Annotated in this window: 19 protein-coding genes; 7 read left to right on the forward strand and 12 right to left on the reverse strand. The window is 65.5% G+C overall.

Annotated features, from left to right (window positions below):
* The 3 genes from KUV65_RS15930 to KUV65_RS15940 all read right to left on the reverse strand — a co-directional run.
* Window positions 1-1,795 (reverse strand): calcium-binding protein (locus KUV65_RS15930; protein ID WP_374107084.1); only part of this gene is annotated, 1,795 nt, incomplete at its 3' end.
* A 211-nt stretch (window positions 1,796-2,006) separates the two neighbouring features.
* The gene (locus KUV65_RS15935) at window positions 2,007-2,663 is read right to left on the reverse strand and encodes an ABC transporter ATP-binding protein (RefSeq protein ID WP_222191724.1); all 657 of its coding nucleotides are present in this window, start codon (window positions 2,661-2,663) and stop codon (window positions 2,007-2,009) included.
* 22 nt (window positions 2,664-2,685) lie between these two features.
* Window positions 2,686-3,753 (reverse strand): hypothetical protein, encoded by a 1,068-nt coding sequence (locus tag KUV65_RS15940; RefSeq protein ID WP_222191725.1) that lies wholly within the window; start codon window positions 3,751-3,753, stop codon window positions 2,686-2,688.
* Window positions 3,754-4,258: 505 nt separating this feature from the next.
* Between KUV65_RS15940 and KUV65_RS15945 the strand changes: the two genes are divergently transcribed.
* Complete coding sequence (locus tag KUV65_RS15945; RefSeq protein ID WP_374107085.1) at window positions 4,259-4,987, forward strand: ABC transporter permease; 729 nt, start codon at window positions 4,259-4,261, stop codon at window positions 4,985-4,987.
* On the opposite strand, the gene rlmH is transcribed toward KUV65_RS15945, so the two are convergent.
* From rlmH to KUV65_RS15960, 3 genes are all read right to left on the reverse strand, one after another.
* Window positions 4,984-5,454: a 23S rRNA (pseudouridine(1915)-N(3))-methyltransferase RlmH gene (gene rlmH, locus KUV65_RS15950; protein WP_222191727.1), complete on the reverse strand. Its 471-nt coding sequence runs from the start codon at window positions 5,452-5,454 to the stop codon at window positions 4,984-4,986. The two genes, KUV65_RS15945 and rlmH, sit on opposite strands and share 4 nt — an antisense overlap.
* A 13-nt stretch (window positions 5,455-5,467) precedes the next feature.
* Window positions 5,468-5,908 carry a ribosome silencing factor gene (gene rsfS / locus KUV65_RS15955; RefSeq protein WP_445159135.1) on the reverse strand — a complete coding sequence of 147 codons (441 nt, stop codon included), beginning with the start codon at window positions 5,906-5,908 and terminating at the stop codon, window positions 5,468-5,470.
* Between the two features lie 151 nt (window positions 5,909-6,059).
* Window positions 6,060-7,256 (reverse strand): TsoY family (seleno)protein, encoded by a 1,197-nt coding sequence (locus KUV65_RS15960; RefSeq protein ID WP_222191729.1) that lies wholly within the window; start codon window positions 7,254-7,256, stop codon window positions 6,060-6,062.
* Window positions 7,257-7,521: 265 nt separating this feature from the next.
* Between KUV65_RS15960 and KUV65_RS15965 the strand changes: the two genes are divergently transcribed.
* A complete protein-coding gene (locus KUV65_RS15965) occupies window positions 7,522-10,977 on the forward strand; it encodes a chromosome segregation SMC family protein (RefSeq protein ID WP_222191730.1) in 3,456 nt (1,151 codons plus the stop codon).
* Window positions 10,978-11,150: 173 nt separating this feature from the next.
* Here KUV65_RS15965 and KUV65_RS15970 read toward each other — a convergent pair whose 3' ends face one another.
* The 5 genes from KUV65_RS15970 to KUV65_RS15990 form a co-directional block, all read right to left on the reverse strand.
* A complete protein-coding gene (locus KUV65_RS15970) occupies window positions 11,151-12,332 on the reverse strand; it encodes a lytic murein transglycosylase (RefSeq protein WP_222191731.1) in 1,182 nt (393 codons plus the stop codon).
* Window positions 12,333-12,381: 49 nt separating this feature from the next.
* On the reverse strand, window positions 12,382-13,314 hold the full coding sequence (gene cbiB / locus KUV65_RS15975) for an adenosylcobinamide-phosphate synthase CbiB (protein ID WP_222191732.1): 933 nt from the start codon (window positions 13,312-13,314) through the stop codon (window positions 12,382-12,384).
* Window positions 13,311-14,264 carry a threonine-phosphate decarboxylase CobD gene (gene cobD, locus KUV65_RS15980; RefSeq protein ID WP_222191733.1) on the reverse strand — a complete coding sequence of 318 codons (954 nt, stop codon included), beginning with the start codon at window positions 14,262-14,264 and terminating at the stop codon, window positions 13,311-13,313. The genes cbiB and cobD overlap by 4 nt, the downstream gene beginning before the upstream one ends.
* Window positions 14,265-14,303: 39 nt before the next feature.
* A complete protein-coding gene (locus tag KUV65_RS15985) occupies window positions 14,304-15,293 on the reverse strand; it encodes a glutathione S-transferase family protein (RefSeq protein WP_222191734.1) in 990 nt (329 codons plus the stop codon).
* A gap of 110 nt (window positions 15,294-15,403) precedes the next feature.
* A complete protein-coding gene (locus KUV65_RS15990; RefSeq protein ID WP_222191735.1) occupies window positions 15,404-16,015 on the reverse strand; it encodes a CGNR zinc finger domain-containing protein in 612 nt (203 codons plus the stop codon).
* Between the two features lie 246 nt (window positions 16,016-16,261).
* On the opposite strand from KUV65_RS15990, the gene KUV65_RS15995 reads away from it, so the two are divergent.
* From KUV65_RS15995 to KUV65_RS16010, 4 genes are all read left to right on the forward strand, one after another.
* Window positions 16,262-16,612 carry a hypothetical protein gene (locus KUV65_RS15995; RefSeq protein ID WP_222191736.1) on the forward strand — a complete coding sequence of 117 codons (351 nt, stop codon included), beginning with the start codon at window positions 16,262-16,264 and terminating at the stop codon, window positions 16,610-16,612.
* A 149-nt stretch (window positions 16,613-16,761) separates the two neighbouring features.
* Window positions 16,762-17,763, forward strand: coding sequence for an N-acetyltransferase DgcN (gene dgcN / locus KUV65_RS16000; RefSeq protein WP_222191737.1), 1,002 nt, complete (start codon window positions 16,762-16,764; stop codon window positions 17,761-17,763).
* Window positions 17,760-18,722 (forward strand): N-acetyl-D-Glu racemase DgcA, encoded by a 963-nt coding sequence (gene dgcA / locus KUV65_RS16005; RefSeq protein ID WP_222191738.1) that lies wholly within the window; start codon window positions 17,760-17,762, stop codon window positions 18,720-18,722. The genes dgcN and dgcA overlap by 4 nt, the downstream gene beginning before the upstream one ends.
* A gap of 75 nt (window positions 18,723-18,797) precedes the next feature.
* The gene (locus tag KUV65_RS16010; protein WP_222191739.1) at window positions 18,798-19,658 is read left to right on the forward strand and encodes a D-amino-acid transaminase; all 861 of its coding nucleotides are present in this window, start codon (window positions 18,798-18,800) and stop codon (window positions 19,656-19,658) included.
* A 110-nt stretch (window positions 19,659-19,768) separates the two neighbouring features.
* On the opposite strand, the gene KUV65_RS16015 is transcribed toward KUV65_RS16010, so the two are convergent.
* Window positions 19,769-21,454, reverse strand: a complete 1,686-nt coding sequence (locus tag KUV65_RS16015) for a Y-family DNA polymerase (RefSeq protein WP_222191740.1) — start codon at window positions 21,452-21,454, stop codon at window positions 19,769-19,771.
* 90 nt (window positions 21,455-21,544) lie between these two features.
* Here KUV65_RS16015 and KUV65_RS16020 point away from each other — a divergent pair, with 90 nt between their 5' ends.
* Window positions 21,545-22,012, forward strand: coding sequence for an MOSC domain-containing protein (locus KUV65_RS16020; RefSeq protein ID WP_222191741.1), 468 nt, complete (start codon window positions 21,545-21,547; stop codon window positions 22,010-22,012).
* The last annotated feature ends 29 nt before the right edge of the window (window positions 22,013-22,041 follow it).

Raw genomic sequence — 22,041 nt, forward strand, 5'->3', positions numbered from 1 at the left:
TGTCAGACCCCCAGCCGCCGATCAGCACATCGTCGCCCGCCCCGCCACGCAGCAGGTTGCCATTGCCACCCGTCGCATTCAACGTGTCAGAGCCGGTGCCACCCTCCAGCGTGTCGGTCCCGTTGCCGCCTTCCAGCGTGTCGTTGCCGTCGCCGCCGAAAATATAATCGTCGCCGGCCTCTCCGACCAAGGTGTCGTCGTATTCACCGCCTTCCAGCCAATCGTTCCCGGTTGTTCCGAAGATGGTTTTCCCTTCGCTTTCAAGCGGAAGATTGACTGTTGGGATCCTGTTGGGAGCAAAAAGGAATGCGTCGTAGATGTCGCCCTTTGTCAAACCCTGGCCGGTGGCCGTCAGGATTTCCAGACGTTCGTCGCGCCACTCGATCAATGCGCCTGACATGGTTTGTGTCACGCTCAATTGTGTTGGGTCATAGAGCATCGCCCAACCGGAAAGATCGATACGGTCGATGCCCGGTTCAAAGTCGGCAATGACGTCAAGGTCATCATCGGCGCGCAAAATGAAGGTGTCCGTTCCGGCGCCGCCGTATAGCGTATCGCGGCCTGCGCCATCTTCTATCAGGTCGCGCCCACCCTCGCCGAAAAGACTGTCGTGGCCGTTTCCGCCCAGAATAATATCGTCCGCGGCGGTCCCGGTCAGGGTGCAGCCGATATTCGTTGCGATCAATTGCGCCCCTTGGGCTGACAGGTCGACGGCGAGTTCGGTCACTCCGGCTTCGCTTTGCGAGGCGACGAAGATCTCCAAGGTGTAGCCATCGACGGCCGCGGCCATGGCGGTCACGTTCTGCAAACCGATGTCGTACGTGTCGCTGATAACGTCGAGCAGCTGCAATCGCCCGTTTGGCAGCAGGGCAAAAAGGGTCAGCCCATCATCCCCGCCCCCCGCCAGGACATAGAAATGCCCATCTGATTCGATCACTTCGAGGCTGTTGACCATCCCGAAGCGGGTATGAAGCGTGTCCAGGACATGATCCGTGGGCGTCAGGGACCCGTCGGCCGCCAACTCCAGAACGCTGATTGCACCGGATTGCCCTTGGCCATCCCCGGGGGCCGAGGCGACGATGACGAAGCTCCGCCCGCCTAGGGTGACCACCTCCATCCCGGTCGGCACCATGATGCCCAGACCTTCGGCGACGCCCACGCTATCGGTGGCCTCAACCCCGCCAGCCACCATTCTGAAGGCGGTCACGCCGTGCTCGGATTGGCTGGCCGAGATCAGGAAGCTGGTGCCGGCATGCTCGACCGTATCGAGTTTGAAGACATCGGCCGCATAGGTCGTGTCGGTATCTTCGATGTGGACCAGTTGCGTCAGTCCGCCGTCCGCGGCCATCGCATAGACCTGGATCGAGTGCGTTCCGGTGTTCGACAGCACCAAGGTCTCGTCATCCCATTGGTCGATATCGAGGATCTGAGCCGTCGTGGCGTCGAGGCCGGTGTATTGCGCCTGCCCAAGGATGGCACCGTCGCCTGACAGGGTCAGGGCGGTCAACTGGTCTTCGCCATTCCCCGCCACCAGCAACTCGGCGCCGTCGGCGGTCTCGATCAGGGTCAGTTCATGCAGGGCGCCATCGGCCCATTCGGTATCAAAAAGGGTGAAGTCCGCTAAGCTTGGGGTGACGCCTTCAAGTGCGAAGGCGCCGACCCCGCCGGTGGGGCCGGATGTCGTGTAGAGCATCCGGCTCCCGTCGAGCGCGGTTGTTACCATGAGGTCGGTAATGCCGTGATCCAACGCAGCCTGGCCGGTCACGACCGTGCCCCGGACGGTGAAATAGGACATTGATGTTCTCGCGTCGCTCGCGCTCGTGGCGATGACGCCACGCCGCTGATCCACACCCAGGGGTCGACCGGTGAGGGAAGTGCCGACCGACGCCCGTTACCCACCAAGGACTTTCAGGGGAGGGGGGAGCATCTCGGCGGAAACACCGGGGCCAAACCTTGGAGAAAACCCGCAATTGCAGCGGATGCGTTAACGACGTGTCGCCTGTGGCTCAGGTCATCATGTTCGCGGTGTGAACGGCGATCGCTTCGTCGATATCCTTGAAATACGTCATGTGGCCATGCTCCAGCACGATGGCCTCGTCACAGAATTCACGAAGTTCGTTCAGGTTGTGGTTCACCATGATGGCGCCAGATTTGGACATCCGGTCTTCGAAGAGCGCTTTGCTCTTGGCCTTGAAGGCGGCGTCGCCAGCGCTTGTCACCTCGTCCACGAGATATGTGTCGAACTCGATTCCCATCGAGATGCCAAAGGTCAGTCGGCTTCTCATCCCGGAGGAATAGGTGCGCACGGGCATGAAGAAATGCTGCCCGATATCGGCGAAATCCCGTACGAAATCGATCAGCTCCTCGGTGTCGACGCCGTAGACGCGCGCAATGAAGCGGGTGTTTTGTGCGCCGGTCAATTCCGGGTGAAACGACCCGCCAAAGCCAACAGGCCAGGAAATCGTGCCGTCCGTCACGATCTGTCCATAGTCCGGCCGCAGATTGCCTGCGATCATGTTCATCAGCGTCGATTTCCCGGCCCCATTGCGGCCCAGCAACGCCAGCGAAGCGCCCGTTGGAAGGGTCAGGTTCAAGTTGTCGATCACAACCTTGCGCCGACCGTTGACCATGAAGCTCTTTGTCAGGTTCTCGAAGCGGATCATGCCGCACTCACCCTTGGTCGCGCTATTGCCGGTCTCGGATCGAATAGTAGACCAACGCCATGATCGACCACCCCAGCAAAAGAAACAGAGCCGCCACACCTATCGTGACCCAGCGGCGCGGGAATTCCGCGCTTTCCGGCAGGGTGGGCCGGATATAGACGGCGAGATAGCGGCTTTGACGCACGGCATTGGTGCGGGCGACATCGAGCGCAGTCAGCGCGGCGGTGTAGCTTTGCTCTGCAAATTCGCGATCGACGATCAAACCTTCGTATTCCGCCATCAAGGTCGGGTAGTCTTCACCGGCGCTGCCGATGTCATCCAGCGTGAAATTCTCGCGCTCCTGCTGGATGCGGTCCTGGATGACCTCGATGCGACGAGAGGCCTGCAACAGGCGCGGATCGGTCGGGTTCGACGTGTTCTCGGTCAAGAGATCGTATTCGATCAGGGCCTCGGCAAGCTGCTGCTGCAGGTTGTTCAGCACGCCCATGCGCCCTTGCAGATCCGACTCGGGATCGACGATCTGGGTGGTGGTGCGGAAGGTCGTCAAGGCCTCGCGCGCGGCGCGCAGGCGGTCGACCGCCGCCGCAACATCCGCCTCGGCAAAGGTCATCGCATCGGACCGGGCGTTGGCGTTCAACTCGTTCACTAGGGCCGTGCTCTCCTCGATGATCGCGAGGGCGAGCGTCTGGGCCATTTCGGGCGTGAAGGCGAGAACCCGTAGTTCCAGCAGGCCGGACCCGGATTCGAACGATATCCGCACCACCCGGCCCCAGTAATCGGTGAGATCCTCGATGGTGGAATCCGGCGCCAGGCTGAAGAAAGGGTCACGACCGTGCGGTTCCGAGTAGTGGGCGACAAGATCGAGTTCTTCGTTCAGGCGCTGAACCAGCTGCTGGCTGACGATGAATTCATAGAGGATGTCGGCGTCTGTGGCTGCCCCACCCCCGGTGATCTGGGACAATCCGCCCAACAGATCGGTCGCGGCGCCGGTTTCGTTCTGCCGCACCGTGAACCCGGTGGACGACGCGTATTGGTCTTCCGCGAAGACGAACATGTAAAACGCGATGGCGAAAAGTGGAAGCAGGACCACGACCCCCAGAGACGCAAGAAGGCCGAAATGCCTGGGCTTCAACGTCGCGGGTTTCGCGGCCGGTTTGATGCGTGCCTGGAAGGCCTGTTTCGCCTGCCGGCCCATCTGGCCCTGAGGCCGTCCCGCGCCGCCGCCTTTACGCTGTCCTGCACCTTTTCCCGGGCCACCGTCAGCCGTGACCGAGGCCGGGTGTGCCGGCTGGCCAGAGCCTTGGCTTGCGTTTTCGTTGCCTTCTGGAAGCGGTTTGCCGTCCGCTCGCTCGTTTGCGTCGGCGTTTGCCGGGCGTTCTTGTTTCATCTTTGGGGGAAGACTATCGTCCAAGGTGTGGATCGCCAGTGCAGTTGCGTTTGAACCTGCTGGTCCTGTCATACATAAACGCGTCTTTTGACGCCAGCATGATGGTAGCCATAGCTCTGTGACAGTCAGTCCCGACATTCCACCAGCCGTCGGCCGCCCATGCTCGACGAAACGCCGTTTCGCCAGCGGTCGGGCCATCGCGGCCTTGATGCTGAGGGAAATGTCCACGCGCTACGGACGTTCGCCGGGGGGATATGTCTGGGCCATTGCCGAACCGCTCGGGGCATTGGTGTTCATGGCATTCGCATTTTCACTGCTCCTGCGTACACCTTCCCTCGGCAATAGCTTCATCCTGTTCTACGCGTCGGGCTTCCTGCCCTTTCAGGTCATGGCGCAGATCGAAACCGCGGTCACGGGGGCTTTGCGCTTCTCTCGGCCGCTCCTGATCTATCCTGCCGTCTCATGGTTCGACGCCATCGCGGCAAGGTTCCTGCTGAACTTCCTGACCAGCGTGACGGTGATGATCATCGTGCTCGCCGGACTTCTCCAGTTCACCGATACAACGGTCGTTCTCGAATTCGGGCCGATGATCGAAGCCACCATCCTGGCCGGGTTTCTCGGGCTGGGGCTGGGCACGTTGAATGCCGTCCTGACCGGTCTCTATCCTGTCTGGGGAAGCTTTTACGGGATTCTGAACCGCCCGAGGATCATTTATGCCGGCGTCATCTTTATCTACGAGGATCTGAGCGGCATCGTGCAGGACATCATCTGGTACATCCCGTTCGTGCATATCACCGGCTTGTTCCGCGACGGCGTCTACCCAACCTATTCGCCGCAATATATCAGCGAACTGCTTGTCCTGATCTGGGCGGTCGTGACCCTGTTCTTCGGCCTGCTGCTGATGCGACGCTACCGGCAAGACATCCTGATGCGCTAGACGCGGTGATACGGGCTCCCGGCCAGGATCGAGGCGGCGCGATAAAGCTGTTCCGACAGCATGACGCGGGCCAGCATATGCGGCCAGACCATCCGACCAAGGGATATGGCCTTGTCCGCCTCGGACCGCAGCGCAGGATCCAGACCGTCCGCCCCCCCGATCACCAGGGCAAGGTCGCCCCTCCCCTGGTCGCGCAGGCGTGCGATGGCATCGGCGAAGTCGGGGCTTGTTGGCGTCTCTCCGCGCTCGTCCAGAACCCAGGTGGCGGCGCCCTGCGGGATGGCGCGGCGCAGCAGGTCGGCCTCGGCGCCCATGCCGCCGCCCTTGCGATCCTCGACCTCGATCACGCCGCCAAGGGTCAACCCAAGGCCGCGGCCTGTCTTTTCGAAACGTGAGAGATAATCGTCGATCAGGTCCCGTTCGGGCCCCTTCCTGAGGCGCCCGACGGCACAGATATGCACCCGCATGACAGGACGCGCGTTATTGCGCGGTGCCGCTTGCGGGCATCCACATCTTCTCGAGCTGGTAGAAGTCGCGCACTTCGGGGCGGAAAACGTGGACGAGCACATCGCCCGCGTCGATCAGCACCCAATCGCCCGCATCCTTGCCTTCTACCTTGCAGATCAGGCCCATCTCCTGCTTCAGCCGGTCCACCAGCTTCTCGGAAATGGCCGCGACCTGGCGCGACGACCGGCCCGAGGCGATCACCATGAAATCGGCGATCGAAGATTTGCCGCGCAGGTCGATCTGCACGATATCCTCGGCCTTGTCGTCATCGAGAGAGGTCAGAACACGCTCCAGCAGGGCATCGCCTGCGAGGGGTTCGGGGTGTTGCGCAACTTGCGCGTTGGGGGCGGCCGTATGAGCCACCGCTTGGGTCGGTCCGGTCAGGACACTGTCCTCCTTACTGTTTGACGCCACCACGTGGCGCGTACGTTGCAAAGATAGCATTGCAAGGGGCCATTCTCAACGGGGCGGCGTTTTCAAATGTGGAACCGCCCCCCGGTGTGGCCAGGGGGCGGCTCGAGGCGCATCTGAAGGGAGGAGCGATGCGCGATGAATGTCGTCCGGATCAGGCCGCCGCGACAGCGCCTTGCGGCAGCGGACGGAAGTGCTTGGTGGCCAGCATCCACACCAGAACGATCATGGCGATCTGGAAGCCGACGGCCACGGCAGAGATGGCCCAGTAGGCGACCGAGAACTGGGCGACGAGGCCGGCAGCGACGAGGCCCTTGTTCAGCCAGAAGTGGGTCATCACCGAGAGGGCAACACCGGGGCAGACCAGGGCGTAGGACCCGGCCGAGGTTTCGCGCCCCGTGACAAAGCGGGCGAGGTAGCCGACCCGCGACATCACGGCCAGACCGAAGAGGCCGAACAGAACCTGCACCGACAACAGCCGCGTCAGCGTCATCATCGTGGCGGCATCGGTGGTATGGCTGTCAAAATTGACATGCAGGCCGTGACCCTGACGCAGCAGGGCGATCCCGATGACGGTCATGATCGGAATGACAACCATCAGCGTCGGGGCGGCCTCGACATTCACGCCATGCTCCAGCATGGGGCGGATGCTCATCACCAGGACCACCAGCGCGAGAAGCACCGCTGCGGTAATGAAGAAGGTCGACAGCACAAGGCCGATACCGGAGGTGACGACAGTGGTCGACATCGCCGCCGGTGCGGCAAGGCCAACGCCGATCATCGACAGGGCAAAGGCCGGCAGCATCTGCGCAAAGCTGTTGTTGGCCGAGCAGTTGAACCCACCCGAATGCAGCCGCGAGGCGATGAAATGACCCAACTGGCGCAGGGCGATGTAGCCGATTGCCAGGAAGGCGACGATGGCGGCGGGGAACATGTATTCCACGATGCTCCACAGCCCCGGCACGAAGGTCAGGCCAAGGATGAAGCCCACGTTGACCGTCATGGCCAGCGCCAGCGGCATGGCCAGAACCTGGCTGCCCGCGTTCGACTGGGCAAACGCCTCGAACCCTTCCGAGCGCTTGAACTCGGCATATTTGCGCAGGTTGAAGATCAGCAGCTTGATGTTGTGAAACGCGAAGAAGGCGATGCCAGCCCATGCGATCAGGACCATCGCCTGTTGCAGCAGCGTGCCGTCCGTCAGGACCGGCCACACGTCTTCGAAAACCGGGACAGGCTGGCCGGGATGCGGCACCCAGAAGAACAGGTACATGAAGAAGGTGACGGAAAGGCCACCCATTCCCAGCGAAGCAAGGAAATAGAGCGGCGAATACTTCGTAGCTGCATGTGACATGTTTTGCACCTCGGATATTTAACCTTGCAAACTAAATGTCACGGCGCGGGGAGAAATGCAATGCACAATGCGTCGCAGGGGGCAGTGCTATCGTGCGCGGCTGCAGAGCTATCGGCGTAAGCCGACGCCATATTTGGTGAAAAACCACATATCTTGGGGATAAGCGGCCGATATCCGCCATATCCAGTGGGCGCTGATTGACTCAACCGCCTCGCAGCCCGGAAACTGCAAGACCAACGGAATCAGACTTGGCAGGCGGACCCCCGTGCGCTTTTCGCGACTCAGGCTCAATGGCTTCAAATCCTTCGTGGACCCGACGGACCTCGTGATTGCGCAGGGTCTGACGGGGGTCGTGGGGCCGAACGGCTGCGGGAAATCCAACCTCCTCGAAGCGCTGCGCTGGGTGATGGGTGAAAATCGCCCGACCGCGATGCGTGGCGACGGCATGGAAGACGTGATCTTCGCCGGGGCAGCCACGCGCCCGGCTCGCAATTTCGCGGAAGTCTCGGTTCAGATCGACAACACTGACCGTCTCGCGCCTGCGGGGTTCAACGATGCCGACCAGATCGACATCGTGCGCCGCATCACGCGTGACGCAGGCTCGGCCTACAAGCTGAACGGCAAGGATGTGCGCGCCCGCGACGTCCAGATGTTGTTCGCCGATGCCTCGACCGGTGCCCATTCGCCCGCGCTGGTGCGGCAGGGGCAGATCAGCGAGCTGATCAACGCCAAGCCCAAGAACCGCCGCCGCATCCTTGAAGAGGCCGCGGGCATCTCGGGCCTTTATCAACGCCGCCACGAAGCGGAATTGAAGCTGCGCGGGGCCGAGACGAACCTTGCCCGCGTCGAGGATGTTCTGGAGCAGTTGAGCGCACAGCTGTCCACCTTGGCCCGGCAGGCCCGGCAGGCGGCGCGCTATCGCGAGATCAACGCGGAGTTGCGCCATGCCGAGGGGCTGCTTTTGTTCCTGCGCTGGCGCGACGCCGAACAGGGCCGGGCCCGCGCCGAGGAGGTGCTGCGCGAAAGCCTGACCGCGGCCGCCCGCGCCGAGACCGCTGCACGCGAAGCCGCCAAGGCGCGAGAAACGGCCGAGGCCGCGCTGCCCCCTCTGCGCGAGGAAGACTCCATCGCCGCCGCGATCCTCCAGCGGCTTGTGATCGAACGCGACACGCTGGATGACGAGGCGACTCGCGCCGCGCAGGCCGTCGATACGCTGACCGCGCGGATCAGCCAGCTGACACGGGACATCGAACGCGAAACCGCGCTGAACGCGGATGCGGGTGACAGCATCGCCGCCCTGGAAAGCGAACGCACCACCCTGATCGCCGAGAGTGACGGCCATGACGACGCGCTGGCCGCCGCCGCCGCCGCCGCGACAGAGGCCGCCGATATCCTGGGCGAACGAGAAGGCGCGCTGGCCGAGGCGACCGAGCAGGCCGCCGCCCTGTCGGCCCAGCACCAGCAGGCCGAGCGCCGTGTGTCGGAAGCCGAGAAATCCGCTCGCCGCAACACCGAGGACGCGGCCCGCGCAGGTCAGGCCGCGGACGAAGCCGCCACGCGGCTGTCCACCTTGGAGCGCGAACAGCAGGAAGCCGCCGATGCCTTGGCCGCCGCGCAGGACCTCGCGGGTCGCGCCGAGGAAACCCTGGCCGAGACCGAAGCTGCCCGTGCCGCTGTCTTGACCGAGGAAAGCGCGGCCCGTGCCGCCCGGGCCGAGGCCGAGGGGCGCGCCGGAACGCTTGCATCCGAAGTCGCGGCCTTGTCGAAATTGCTCGACCGCGAACGCGGCAAAGGCGACCAGCTTCTCGACCAGATTACCGTTGCGCCGGGGTTCGAGGCCGCCGTCGGCGCGGCGCTGTCCGATGATCTCGAAGCGCCCATGGCGGCGATGCCCGGTGGCACTGGGTGGACGGGCCTCGACCCCTACGCGGCGCCTGCGCCTCTGCCTGGCGGGGCCATGCCGATCACCGATCATGCGCAGGGCCCCGCCGCGCTTGTCCGGCGCTTCTCGCAGATCGGGGTGGTGGAGGCGGCGGACGGCCCGCGCCTGCAAGCCGATCTTCAGCCGGGCCAGCGGCTTGTGTCCCGCGCGGGTGATCTGTGGCGGTGGGATGGCTATTCCGTCGCCGCCGCCGATGCCGTCTCGACCGCCGCACGCCGTCTTGAACAGCAGAACAAGCTGACGGGCCTGCGGGCCGAGGCCGATCGCGCCCGCGCGCAAGCCGATGAGGCCAAGGCGGCGCACGAGGCGCTGGCCGCCCGCCTCGCCGACCTGACCGAAGCGGATCGCGCGGCCCGAAACGCCCGGCGCGATTCCGAAACCCGGCTGGCGCAGGCAAGCCGCGCCCTGTCCAAGGCCGAGGCCGATCGCTCGGTTCTGGAAGGCAAGCTGCAAACCTTGCGCGCCACCGCCGCCCGCCATGGGGACGAAGCCGGCAAGGCGCAGGAGGAATTGCAGGCTGCCCGCAGCGCGCGCGAAGCTCTGGATGATCTGGAGCACGTCCGCGCCCGCCTGAACGACACGCGCACCACGGTCGAGGCCGCGCGCATGGCCATGATGGCCCGCCGGACGGCCCATGACGAGTTGAAGCGCGAGGGCGAATTGCGCGCGGCACGCATCCAGAAGATCGGGCAGGAAATCGAAGGCTGGAAAACCCGCCTCGACAGCGCCACCACCCGGCTTTCCGAACTGGAAAAGCGTCGGGAAGAGGCCGCGTCTCAACTCGACGAGGCAAAAAAGAGGCCCGACCAGATCGCCGAGAAACGCGAAGGTTTGGCCGGCAAGATCACCGACGCCGAGAAACGCCGCGCGATGGCGTCGGATGCCCTGTCAGGGGCCGAACGTGCCCTGCGCGACGCCATCACCGCCGAGCGCGATGCTGAACGGAGCGCCTCCGACGCGCGCGAGGCCCGCGCGGCCGCCGAGGCCCGCCGCGACGCCGCCGCCGAGGCGGTGACCGTAGCCGCCGAGCGCATCATGGAGGAGCAGGAGGTCACGCCCGATGCCCTCCTCGAAAGTCTTGGGGACCTGCCGGACCCGATGCCCTCCGCCGACCGGATCGAGGGCGATGTCGCGCGCCTGCGCCGTCAGCGGGATGCGTTGGGGGCGGTGAACCTGCGCGCCGAAGAGGACTCGCGCGAGGTGCAGGAAGAGCATGATACCCTCGCCACCGAAAAGGCCGACCTGGAAGAGGCGATTGCCAAGCTGCGCTCCGGCATCGCCTCGCTCAATCGCGAGGGGCGTGAACGGTTGCTCAAGGCGTTTGACGAGGTGAATGGCAACTTCTCGCGCCTGTTCACTCATCTGTTCGGCGGCGGCGAGGCGCGGCTGGTACTGGTGGAATCCGACGACCCGCTTGAGGCTGGCCTTGAAATCCTTTGCCAGCCTCCGGGCAAGAAGCTGTCCACGCTCTCGTTGCTGTCGGGCGGCGAACAGACGCTGACCGCGCTGGCGCTGATCTTTGCCGTGTTCCTCGCCAACCCCGCGCCGATCTGCGTGCTGGACGAGGTCGATGCGCCGCTGGACGATGCCAACGTCACCCGGTTCTGCGATCTGCTGGACGAGATGACGCGCCAGACCGACACCCGTTTCCTCATCATCACGCACCACGCAGTGACGATGGCCCGGATGGATCGCCTGTTTGGTGTGACCATGGCCGAACAGGGCGTGTCGCAGCTTGTCAGTGTCGACCTGAAAAAGGCCGAGCAGCTCGTCGCCTGACCCTCAGTCCGGGCAGCGCATTCGGACGGACGCTCCGGCGGTCGATCACCAGACCATTCGTGCTACGGCCTCGATCCGCAAGATCTACGCGCCGCAGAACCGCCCATCAGCTCGGCCAGATACGGGGCTGGCCGCCCAAGGCCAGTCCCGCAAGCGCGGCGGAGGGGGGCGGCTTACAGCGCGTTCAGCAATTGCCAGGTGGGCCAGGCGTCCGCGGGCAAGCCGAGGCGGCGTTGTTCCTCGCGCACGGCCATGCGCGTGCCAGCGCCAAGGATGCCGTCGATCCCGCCGACGTCATGCCCGCGCGCCTGCAAGCGGCGCTGCAAGTCGCGCATCGCGTTGCCGTCCAGGCCGGCATCGGGGTTGCGCGCGTCCATGACCGGTGCGCCTTCCAGCCTCGTGCCGAAATAGGCCGCGGTCAGCACGTAGGTGAAGCTTTCGTTCCATTCGAACAGGACGTTGAAATTCGGGTAGGCAAGGAAAGCGGGCCCGTTGCGCCCCTGCGGCAGCACGACCGAGGCCTGCGCGTTGCGCAGCGGCAGCGCGCCACCGTTGCGCGCCCTTACGCCATCGGCCTCCCACTCGGCCACGCTGCGCGAGGTGTGGATGCCCGTCTGGTACCAATCCAGATCGCCCGGCACGGTGATCTCCACGATCCACGGCTCGCCCGCGCGCCAGCCCAAGGACCGCAGAACGTTCGCCCCGGACATCAGCGCATCGGCGGCAGAGGTTTGCAGGTAGACATGCCCGTCGCCATCCCCGTCGATCCCGTTTTCAAGGATATCCTCGGGCAGCATCTGGACCATGCCGATCTCACCCGCCCATGCGCCCATCGTGTTGACCGGGTCAAAATCGCCATGCTCGTACAGTTCGAGCGCGGCAAAGATCTGCGGGCGGAAGATATGCGGACGGCGGCAGTCATGGGCCAAGGTCACGAGGCTGTCGAGCGTGTTGTAATCGCCCTGGAAGGCCCCGAAATCCGTTTCGAACGCCCAGAAGGACAAGAGGATACCGCGGCTCACACCAAAGCGCCGCTCGATCTCGTCGAAGACAGAGGCATAGCGCTGTCCGTTGGCGCGCCCGTTATCCAGCCTGTTCTGGGAAATCAGCCGCCGCGCGAACTCGGTGAAGGGCACGGTGAAGATGCCCTGCCGCCGGTCCGCGTCGAGCGCGCGTTGGTAATAGTTCGCCTGCGCGAAAAAGCTGTTCACGGCGTCGGGCGAATGGCCCCGGCTCAGCGCCTCGTCCCGCAGGCCTTGCACGAATTGACCGAAATCGCCGCCGCATTGCTGTGCCGATGCCGCCCCGGTCGAAATTCCCAGCGCGCAAAGCCCGGCCATCATCAAACGCTTCATGTTGAAATACCCTGTTGGTCCAGTTTGCCGGCAGAGTATCAAGGTGGCCCTATCCCGCAAGCCTTGTCAGAAGCGCCAGGAGCAGGACGCTGCCCACCATGGCGGCACAGACCCGCCACAGGATCTTGCAGGCCGTCTCGATGTCTTCGGGTGTCGCCGCGCGCCGTCCGGTCGGGTTCAGGATTGGATCATCCGTCATCTGCCCGCCATAGCTGCGGGGGCCCGACAGGGCGAGGTCCAGCGCGCGCGCCATGGCCGCCTCGGGCCAGCCCGCGTTGACCGACCGGTGCAGCGGCCCCTCGCGGCGCGCTGCTTGCCACGCGCCCGGCACGCCAGACACCAGCGCGATGAAGGCGGCTGTCAGGCGGGCGGGGATCCAGTTCAGCACATCATCCAGACGGGCCGCGGCCCAGCCGAATTCCTCGTGGCGTTCGGTCCGGTGCCCGATCATCGAGTCCGCCGTATTCGTGATCTTGTACAAGAAGATACCGGGCAAGCCACCGATCAGGAACCAGAAGGCCGGCGCGACGACCCCGTCCGACAGGTTCTCGGCCGCGCTTTCGATGGCTGCACGGGCGATGGCGCTTTCGTCCAGGTCAGCGGTATCGCGACCGACAAGCATCCTGACTTCGCGCCGCCCCGCGTCCAGCGACTGTCGCAGCCCGTCGGCCACCGCCCGCACATGGTCGACAAGACTTTTCTGCGCCAACAGGATCGCGGCGATCACGATCTCGAACACCGAGCCAAGGGGCAGAGAGGCCACGATCCAGCCAAGGGCCATTGCCAATCCGCCAAGCACCACGATAACGTAAAGCCCATGCGCGCGCCGCAAATCCCCGGTGTTGAAACGCCGGTCGCACCAGTCGATCAACCACCCCATCAGCACCGCAGGATGCGGCGCCCGGTCCCACAGCCAGCGCGGTTCGCCCAAGGCCGCGTCCAGCAGCAATGCGCAGAGCAGGAGAAACGCGTGCTCCGTCATGGAAGCGCTCGCCAAAGTCGGTGCCAGTCGTCTTCTCCGCCCGGAAGGCCGAGACGCAGCCACGTGCCGGAATAGGGAAAGATCCGGGTCCAGATCTGCGCTTGCGCAAGCCTGTCCTGCCATTCGGCGGCATCGGGGACGGCATAGGTTCGGAACAGGGATGTGCCGCCGATCAGCGTGGCCCCTTTTGCCTCCAGCATCGCGTCCAGCCGCGTCGCGTCACGGGCCAGCCGCACACGGGTCATCTCGGCCCAGGCGCGGTCTTCCAGGGCGACGGCTCCGATCTGCAAGGCAGGTCCCGAGACGGACCACGGCCCCAGCGCTTCGGACAGGCTGGCGCAGGTTTCGGGGCGCGCGATCGCGAAGCCAAGGCGCAGCCCGGCCAAACCCCAGAACTTGCCGAAGCTCTTCAGCACCACGACCCCCGGCTCGGTTGCGCGGTCAATGTGGCTTTCCTCAGGGCAGGTGTCGCAAAAGCTTTCGTCGATGATCGTCAGATCCGCACCGGTCAGCTCCGCATCGGTCCATAGCCGCCCGTCGGGATTGTTCGGATGCACGGCCACCCGGGCATTGGCATCGTTGTCCCCCACGTTCCAACCCGCAGCGCGAAAGGCGGCGGCGTGTTCGTTGTAGGTCGGACCTGGGATCGAAACGCGTCCGCGCTGGGCCAAACGTGGCATCTGCGCGATCAGGGCACTCGCCCCGTTCGCAGCGATAATCCCCGCGCCCGCGGGCACGTCCCAGAAGGACCGCGCCGCGGACAAGAGGCGATCCAGCGCCGCCTGATCGGGCAGGGAGGTCCAGGCATGCTCGGGGATGTGGCCGATGGGGTAAGGCACCGGGTTGATGCCGGTCGACAGGTCCAGCCAATCCGCGCGCGCCCCGCCATAGCGGGCGGCGGCGGCATCGATCCCGCCGCCATGGTCGCGCGATTTGTGGGTGTCCTGCATCGGGCGAACTCCGTCTCTCCCGATGCATGAACCCTATTCTCAGGCGGCCTTCAATGCCTCGCGGCCATGTGGCGCCCACCAATCGATCTCGGGATTGATCGGAATGATCCTGTGCGGATTGATGCTGTCGTGGCTGTAGTGGTAATGGCGCACGATATGATCGAAGTGGATGGTGTCCGCCACCCCCGGCCACTGGTAAAGCTCCCGTGCATAGGCCCAGAGGTTCGGATAATCGATGATCCGCGCCCGGTTGCACTTGAAATGCAGGTGATAGACTGCATCGAAGCGCGCCAGCGTCGTGAACAGGCGCCAGTCGGCTTCGGTGATGTGATCCCCGGCGAGATAGCGGCTGTCGGCGAGGATCCCCTCGACCCAGTCCAGCGCGTCGAACAGCGCATGCACGGCCTCGTCATAGGCCGCTTGCGTGGTCGCAAAGCCCGACTTGTAGACGCCGTTGTTGATCTCGTCGTAGACGCGCGCATTGATCGCGTCGACCCGGTCGCGCAACGCCTCGGGGTAGTAGTCGTCGCGGTTGCCGGTGATCCCGTCGAAGGCCGAGTTGAACATGCGGATGATCTCGGCTGACTCGTTCGACACGATGGTGTTTGTTTCCTTGTCCCAAAGGACCGGCACCGTCACACGCCCCGTCATGTCGGGCATGGCGCGCAGGTAGACATCGCGCATGAACGCTGACCCGAACAGCCGGTCGCCCGTCGCCCCGTCGAAATCCGTGTCGAAGGTCCAGCCATCGCCAAGCATGTCGGGATGCACCACCGACACGTCGATATGGTCTTCAAGCCCCTTGAGGGCGCGGAAGATCAGCGTGCGATTGGCCCAGGGGCAGGCGTGGCTGACATAGAGGTGATAGCGTCCGCTTTCGGCCTTGTAGCCCGCATCGCCGGTCGGCCCGGCGCTTCCGTCCGCCGTCACCCAGTTGCGAAAGGCCGCTTCCGAGCGTTCGAATTTGCCGCCGCTTTTCTTGGTGTCATACCATTTGTCGTGCCATTCGCCGTCGATGAGCAGGCCCATGAAACCCTCCAATCACCTGTGAAAAATTCATGGCGATAGATAGCCGAGGGTTCTGTGCGGAAAACCGGCACCGGCGCAGGCCATATCTCGCATCATCGCACAGGCGCGCGTCAGCCTGTGGCGTCCCCGGCGCGTTTGCGGGCACGGAAGCTTTCGGCCTTGGCCCGGTTTCCGCAGCGCGACATGGCGCACCAACGCCGCCCGGGGCCGCGCCCATGATCGAGGAACAGCCGCGTGCAGCGTTTGCATTCCTTCAGGCGCGTCAGGTCGGCCCGCGTCAGCAGATCCAGCGCCGACAAGGCGACGACGTCATGCAGCCCGCCCAAGGGACCGGGGCGAAAACTAGCCCCCGAGACGCGGTCGAGGGTCAAGGTGGCATCTGCCGTCGCCGATTTGATCGCGGATTCCAGCATCAGCGCCTCTTCCCGTCCGGGGCGCCGCTTGGCGGCCATCGCGCCCAGCACTGCATGCGCGGCTTCGCGCAACGACATCAGACTCGCCATCTGCCCGCGCGACGGCGGGGTTTCGTCCGCAGGAATCGGCATGCCGGCCGTGCGGAGGAGGCTCAACAGCTCCGCCCCATCGGCAAAACTGTTTTGCGCGCGGGTCTTGCCGTCATCAGAGACCGTGTTGACGAAATCGAGAAAGGGATGGCCCGTGTCCTCGCCGCTGCGAACGGTTTGGATGCGGCCCGCATCGGGCCCGGGTGGATCGAATGCCATAATGCCTGCCTTTTTTGTTATTTCTTTTGGTGCAAGAGGTTTGGCGAACCCCTTAACCGAAATCTGGCAAATATCGGTTTGCGTCGCAAGCGTTCGGATCAGCGTTGGCGAACTGTTGCCCAAGTGGCACCGGCCCGTGGCTGATCAGCCACGGTTGCACCTGCGGCGAAGGTCATGCGTTGACGGAATCGGGGTAAGCACCATTTCTTCCGACATATCGACCATTTGCAGGTTTTGCGTGCTGCCATGACCGACTTCTTGCCAAAGGAATTGCAGGACGAGCTTGCGCAGGCTCAGCGCCGCGATCGCCGCAAGCGCGCCACGCGTTTCGTCCATGTCGGGGACGAAGCCTTTGCCATCCTCGAATACAGCGACCATGGCTTTGCGGTTGATTCCGAAGAGGCGCCGCGCCTGCGGGGGCTGATCGACATTTTCGACGGGCCGCGCCACCTCTACCAAGCCCTGATCGTGGCGTCGGAAGAAGACGGCGACCTGATGCGCTACGAGTTCAAGCGCAACACCGCGGCCTCGGCGACCGCCCCGGTTGATTTCGAGCGCAGCGCCACCGCGCCGGCGGGTCTTCTTCCCTCGAGCTGAGCTGCTCCGCGCACGGATCTTGTGCGTAACCCTCGCTGCGCGCAAAAATTTCCGTCAAAGCCCCGGTCAGGTGGTGCATTTCCCGAAACACTCGCGTGCGGGCTGTCCTAACCTGCGCCCGACCCGCAAATCGCAGCCCGGAGGCCGCCATGATCGAAACCCCCTATCTCCTTTTCCTCGGTGACGCGCCCGACCAGTTGGCCGCCAAGGTTGCCCAAGGCATCCGCGACTGGCGCCCGGACAATGCTGTCGGCCAGTTCCGGATGGAGGGGTGCAAGGCGAATGTCGGTCTGCCGGACATGGACCTCGAGGCCGCAAAGGCCGCCGGCGCCAAGACGCTGGTGATTGGCGTCGCCAACCGGGGTGGCGTGATTTCGGCCGCCTGGAAAAAGGTGCTGGTGCAGGCGCTTGAGGAAGGGTTCGACCTTGCCAGCGGGTTGCATAACCTGCTGCGCGATGAAGAAGACCTTGCCGCCGTCGCGCGCGCCACGGGGCGGCAGCTCCATGATGTGCGGGTGCCGGACGTGAAGTACCCGATTGCCAATGGTGTGAAGCGCACGGGAAAACGCTGCCTTGCCGTCGGCACGGATTGCTCGGTTGGCAAGATGTATACCTCTCTCGCCGTGGATCGCGAGATGAAGGCGCGCGGGCTGAAATCCAGCTTCCGCGCCACGGGGCAGACCGGCATCCTGATCACCGGCAATGGCGTGCCGCTGGACGCCGTGATCGCCGATTTCATGGCCGGGTCCATCGAATGGCTGACGCCGGACAACGATGACGACCACTGGGATCATATCGAGGGGCAGGGAAGCCTGTTCCACGTCAGCTATTCCGGCGTCACCATGGCGCTGATCCATGGCGGCCAACCCGACGCCCTGATCCTCAGCCATGAACCCACCCGCGAGCACATGCGCGGGCTGCCGGGCTATGACCTTCCAACGCTTGAGGCGCTGCGCGACACCGCCCTGCCGCTGGCCCGCATCGCCAACCCGGCCTGCCAGGTCGTCGGCGTGTCGATCAACACCGCCGCAATGGGCGAGGACGAGGCGCTGTCCTACCTCGCCGAGGTCGAGAAGCGCATGGGCCTGCCCACGGTCGACCCGTTCCGCCAAGGGGCCGCCCGCCTTGCCGACGCGTTGGAGGCGCTATGATCCGGGTCACGCGCGACAGCTTCCCGTTCCGAGAAACCTTCACCATCTCGCGCGGCTCGCGCACGGTGGCCGAGGTTCTGACCGTGACCGTCACCCGCGACGGGGTGACGGGGCATGGCGAATGCGTGCCCTATGCCCGCTACGGTGAAAGCCTAGACAGCGTGACGGACCAAATCCAAGGTTTGCCCGCCGACATCACGCGGGACGCGCTGCAAGATGCCCTGCCAGCCGGGGCGGCGCGCAACGCCTTGGATTGCGCGTTATGGGACCTGGAGGCGAAGGCCGCTGGCAAACCCGCATGGGACCTTGCCGGCCTCTCCGCCCTCGGTCCGGTTACCACCGCCTTCACCCTGTCTCTCGACAGCCCCGAGAACATGCGTGCCGCGGCGGCGAAAAACGCGCAGCGTCCCCTTCTCAAGATCAAGCTTGGCACACCCGATGACATGCCCCGGCTGGAAGCGGTGCGCGCAGGTGCTCCCAAGTCCCGCATCATCGTCGATGCCAACGAGGGCTGGACGGCCGAGGTCTATGCCGAGCTTGCCCCGCACCTGGTGGCGCTGGGCGTCGAACTGGTGGAACAGCCGCTACCTGCGGGCGACGATGATCTTCTACAAGAAATCGAACGCCCCTTGCCCGTCTGCGCCGATGAATCCTGCCATGATCGTGCGACCCTTGCCGGGCTCAAGGGCAAGTATGACATGGTGAACATCAAGCTCGACAAGACCGGCGGCCTGACCGAGGCGCTCGCGCTCAAGTCCGAGGCCGAGGCGCAGGGCTTCGGCATCATGGTCGGCTGCATGGTCGGTTCGTCGCTGGCCATGGCCCCCGCCGTTCTGGTGGCGCAGGGCGCGGCGATCACCGATCTGGACGGCCCCCTGCTGCTGGGCGCCGACCGGGACACGCCCCTCAGGTTCGAGGGCTCCACCGTCTACCCGCCCGATCCCGCGCTTTGGGGCTAACCCTGCGGCGCGCCGTCCCTTGACGTGGGCGCGCCAACCCCCGAAAGCGATGACAGCTTGATAGGAGATCCGCCCATGTCCCGCACCGTCTATGTCAACGGCCAATACCTCCCCGAGGAAGAGGCCAAGGTCTCGATCTTCGACCGTGGGTTCCTGTTTGCCGACGGCGTCTACGAGGTCACCAGCGTGCTTGGCGGCAAGCTGGTCGATTTCGCGGGTCACGCGCGGCGTCTGGAACGCTCCTTGACCGAACTCGACATGGCTTCCCCGGTGGACATGGACGAGTTGCTGGAGATCCATCGCCAGCTTGTCGAAAAGAACGAGATCGACGAGGGGCTGATCTACCTCCAGATCACGCGCGGGGCCGCGGCGGATCGCGACTTCGCCTTCCCGCCCGAAGATACGCCGCCGACCATTGTGTTGTTCACCCAATCCAAGCCCGGCCTTGCCGACAGCCCTGCGGCCAAGACCGGCATCAAGGTCATCTCGATCGAGGATCAGCGCTGGGGCCGCCGCGACATCAAGACGGTGCAGCTGCTCTACCCGTCGATGGGCAAGATGATGGCCAAGGCCGCGGGCGCCGATGATGCGTGGATGGTCGAGGACGGGTTCGTGACCGAGGGCACGTCGAACAACGCCTATATCGTCAAGAACGGGACCATCATCACCCGCCACCTCGGCAACGAGATCCTGCACGGCATCACGCGCGCCGCCGTCCTGCGCTTTGCCCGCGAGGCACAGATGACGGTCGAGGAACGCCCCTTCACCATCGACGAGGCGAAAGATGCGGACGAGGCCTTCATCACCTCGGCGTCCAGCTTCGTCATGCCGGTCGTCGACATGGATGGGCAGGCCATCGGGTCGGGCGCACCGGGCCCCGTCAGCGCCCGCCTGCGCGAGATCTACCTCGACGAGATGCGCAAGGCCGCCGTCTGAAGCTGGCCGCATCGGGTCGCGCGCGCATGGCGCGTTAGGGTTGGCCGGGGCCTGTCGCGCCTCGGGCCATCCCGTCACCGCCCGACACCGTTGGCCGCGCTACACGCCGATCAATCGAAATTTCCCTGCGCGAACCACCCGCCCGAGGCTGCACCGCCATGGGCGTAGAACAGCCATAAACCGGCCCCCTCTGCGGTGGTGATGCGCCAGTAATCCCGCACGCCCGTGCGCCAGTCGGGCTCGTCCAGCCACCATTCCGGGGCGATCCGTTCGGGGCCGCTGGCGGCCTGCATCTTGAATGTCCGGCCACGCCAGCGAAAGGTTTCGGGCGGGGTGGGGCAGTCGGGCGCCATGACGGGTTCGGGGCGAAACAGGGTCAGGGGCCGGGGCCGGGCAGGGCGGGGCCAGTCCCCGGCCGGCTCCGACCATGCGGCGGCCAGGGTCACGCTGGTTTTCTCGGGGATATGGCTGTCGGCGGGGCGCTCGCGGGTGATCGCCTCCAGCCCCACGCGCGCGCCCAGCCGGGCGATCAGGTCTGCCATCGCCTGCGCCTCGCCCCGGGGGGCGTGAGCCTCGGCGCTGACGGCCCATCCGCCCTTGTGCTGGCTGGCATGAAGCGGCTCGGTCACCGTCGCCACCAGCCGCAGCCGGTCGATGCCAAAGCCCGCATCCACCTCGTCCAGCTTCATCGCCAGCAGCGGGCGCAACCGGTCGGGATGATCGGCAGGCCGCGCCAGGCCCACCTCGACCACCTGCGTGCCGCCATCCACCCGCGACAATTCCAACCGCACCCGGCGCGCGCCGCGCCCCGCCCCGCGCAGCTTTTCGCAAAGCGGCGGAAGCAGCCGGTCCAGCCCGGCCAGGATATCCGCCTCCAGCCCGATCGGGTCGGGCAGGCTCAGCCGCAGCGCGAAATGCAGCGGCGCGCGGGCGGGAGAGATCGGCTCGGGCGCCACCCCAAGCGCCTGGTCCAGCCGATGCACCAGTTCGGACCCGAAGCGCCGGGTCAGTCCCGCGCGCGGCATCCCCCAAAGATCGCCCACGCGCCGCAGACCCAGCCGCGCCAGCCCCGTGACCGTCTCTTGCGGCACCCGCAGCGCCGCGATGGGCAGGGGCGCCAAGGCCTGCCGCGTGGCGCCGGGGGGCGCGATGCGCGCGGCCTCTCCCCCGATGACCTGGGCCGCCGGGGCCACGCCGCCGCGCGTCCAGTGCCGCTTTTGCGCGCGGGATCGGGTTGCCCGCGCCTCCTGGTCGATGGCATCGCCCGTGCGCGGCGCGGCAGGCCCGCCCCCGCCAGCATAGCGCGCCAAGGCCCAGGCCGCGCCCGCGGTATCGGCGATGCCCGCCCGCACGCTTAGCCCCAGGTCGGCACAATCCGCGAGGGCGGTGCGAAACAGCGCCTCTTCCCCGCCGAACAGATGCGCGCAGCCGGTCAGGTCCACCATCAGCCCTTCGGGCGCATCCTCGGCCACCCAGGGGCTGAACTTGCCCGCCCACCGCCGCAGCGCCGACAGGAATGCCGCCTCGCCCGCCGGATCGGCGGGCCGCGTGATCAGGCCCGGGCACAGCGTCACCGCCTCGCTCAGGGGCTGGCCCCGTGCCGCGCCCTGTGCCTCGGCCGCCGCACTCAGCGCCGCCACCTTGCGGATGTTCCCCGTTTCACGGATCACGGCCAGCGGCGCCTCGGCCAACCCCGGCTCGGCCCGCAAGAGGCGCTCGGCGGCCAGCCGGGGAAACCACAGCGACAGGATGCGCCGGGTCTTTTTCGGGTCATGCGACGGGGTCGGGGCGGACATGGCAGGGCAGCTCTGCATATGTTCCTGTTTTGTTCACATCTAGCGCCCGTGCGGGTGGGAGTCGAGTCTCCCCCGTCCTATCTTCGGGTCATGGACACGCTTGCCGACCTCATTGCCCGCCACGCGCAGCCCGGCCGCCTCGACTGGATCGGCCTGCGCCCGGACCGGCTGGCACCTCTGACACCCGTCTCCAGCGCGACGCTGACCGAGGCTGGCCTGACGGGCGACCACGCGCGCCCCGGCAAGCGCGCGGTCACCCTGATCCAGGCGGAACACCTGCCGGTCATCGCAGCCCTTGTGGGGCTGGAGGCCCTCACGCCCGAAACGCTCCGCCGCAACCTCGTGATCTCGCGCCTCAACCTCGCGGCCCTGCGCGGCAGGACCATCGCCATCGGCACATCCCGCCTGCGCCTGACCGGCCCCTGCGCTCCCTGTTCCCGGATGGAGCGTGCGCTGGGGCCCGGCGGCTACACCGCCATGCGCGGACACGGCGGCTGGTGTGCCACCGTCGAAACGCCCGGCGAGATCGCCCTCGGAGACGAGGTCATCCCAACCTGACCCGATCTTTATCCTCGAAATATGCTCGG

Origin of the sequence: Maritalea mobilis, assembly GCF_019800885.1 — a bacterium.
Classification (GTDB): domain Bacteria; phylum Pseudomonadota; class Alphaproteobacteria; order Rhodobacterales; family Rhodobacteraceae; genus Roseibacterium; species Roseibacterium beibuensis.

Excerpts from the sequence above, each read along its gene's own strand:
- KUV65_RS15935 (WP_222191724.1), bottom strand. The coding sequence starts at position 2,663 with ATGATCCGCTTCGAGAACCTGACAAAGAGCTTCATGGTCAACGGTCGG.
- KUV65_RS15945 (WP_374107085.1), top strand. The coding sequence starts at position 4,259 with ATGCTGAGGGAAATGTCCACGCGCTACGGACGTTCGCCGGGGGGATAT.
- rlmH (WP_222191727.1), bottom strand. The coding sequence starts at position 5,454 with ATGCGGGTGCATATCTGTGCCGTCGGGCGCCTCAGGAAGGGGCCCGAA.
- KUV65_RS15960 (WP_222191729.1), bottom strand. The coding sequence starts at position 7,256 with ATGTCACATGCAGCTACGAAGTATTCGCCGCTCTATTTCCTTGCTTCG.
- KUV65_RS15970 (WP_222191731.1), bottom strand. The coding sequence starts at position 12,332 with ATGAAGCGTTTGATGATGGCCGGGCTTTGCGCGCTGGGAATTTCGACC.
- cbiB (WP_222191732.1), bottom strand. The coding sequence starts at position 13,314 with ATGACGGAGCACGCGTTTCTCCTGCTCTGCGCATTGCTGCTGGACGCG.
- cobD (WP_222191733.1), bottom strand. The coding sequence starts at position 14,264 with ATGCAGGACACCCACAAATCGCGCGACCATGGCGGCGGGATCGATGCC.
- KUV65_RS15985 (WP_222191734.1), bottom strand. The coding sequence starts at position 15,293 with ATGGGCCTGCTCATCGACGGCGAATGGCACGACAAATGGTATGACACC.
- KUV65_RS15990 (WP_222191735.1), bottom strand. The coding sequence starts at position 16,015 with ATGGCATTCGATCCACCCGGGCCCGATGCGGGCCGCATCCAAACCGTT.
- KUV65_RS15995 (WP_222191736.1), top strand. The coding sequence starts at position 16,262 with ATGACCGACTTCTTGCCAAAGGAATTGCAGGACGAGCTTGCGCAGGCT.
- dgcN (WP_222191737.1), top strand. The coding sequence starts at position 16,762 with ATGATCGAAACCCCCTATCTCCTTTTCCTCGGTGACGCGCCCGACCAG.
- dgcA (WP_222191738.1), top strand. The coding sequence starts at position 17,760 with ATGATCCGGGTCACGCGCGACAGCTTCCCGTTCCGAGAAACCTTCACC.
- KUV65_RS16010 (WP_222191739.1), top strand. The coding sequence starts at position 18,798 with ATGTCCCGCACCGTCTATGTCAACGGCCAATACCTCCCCGAGGAAGAG.
- KUV65_RS16015 (WP_222191740.1), bottom strand. The coding sequence starts at position 21,454 with ATGTCCGCCCCGACCCCGTCGCATGACCCGAAAAAGACCCGGCGCATC.
- KUV65_RS16020 (WP_222191741.1), top strand. The coding sequence starts at position 21,545 with ATGGACACGCTTGCCGACCTCATTGCCCGCCACGCGCAGCCCGGCCGC.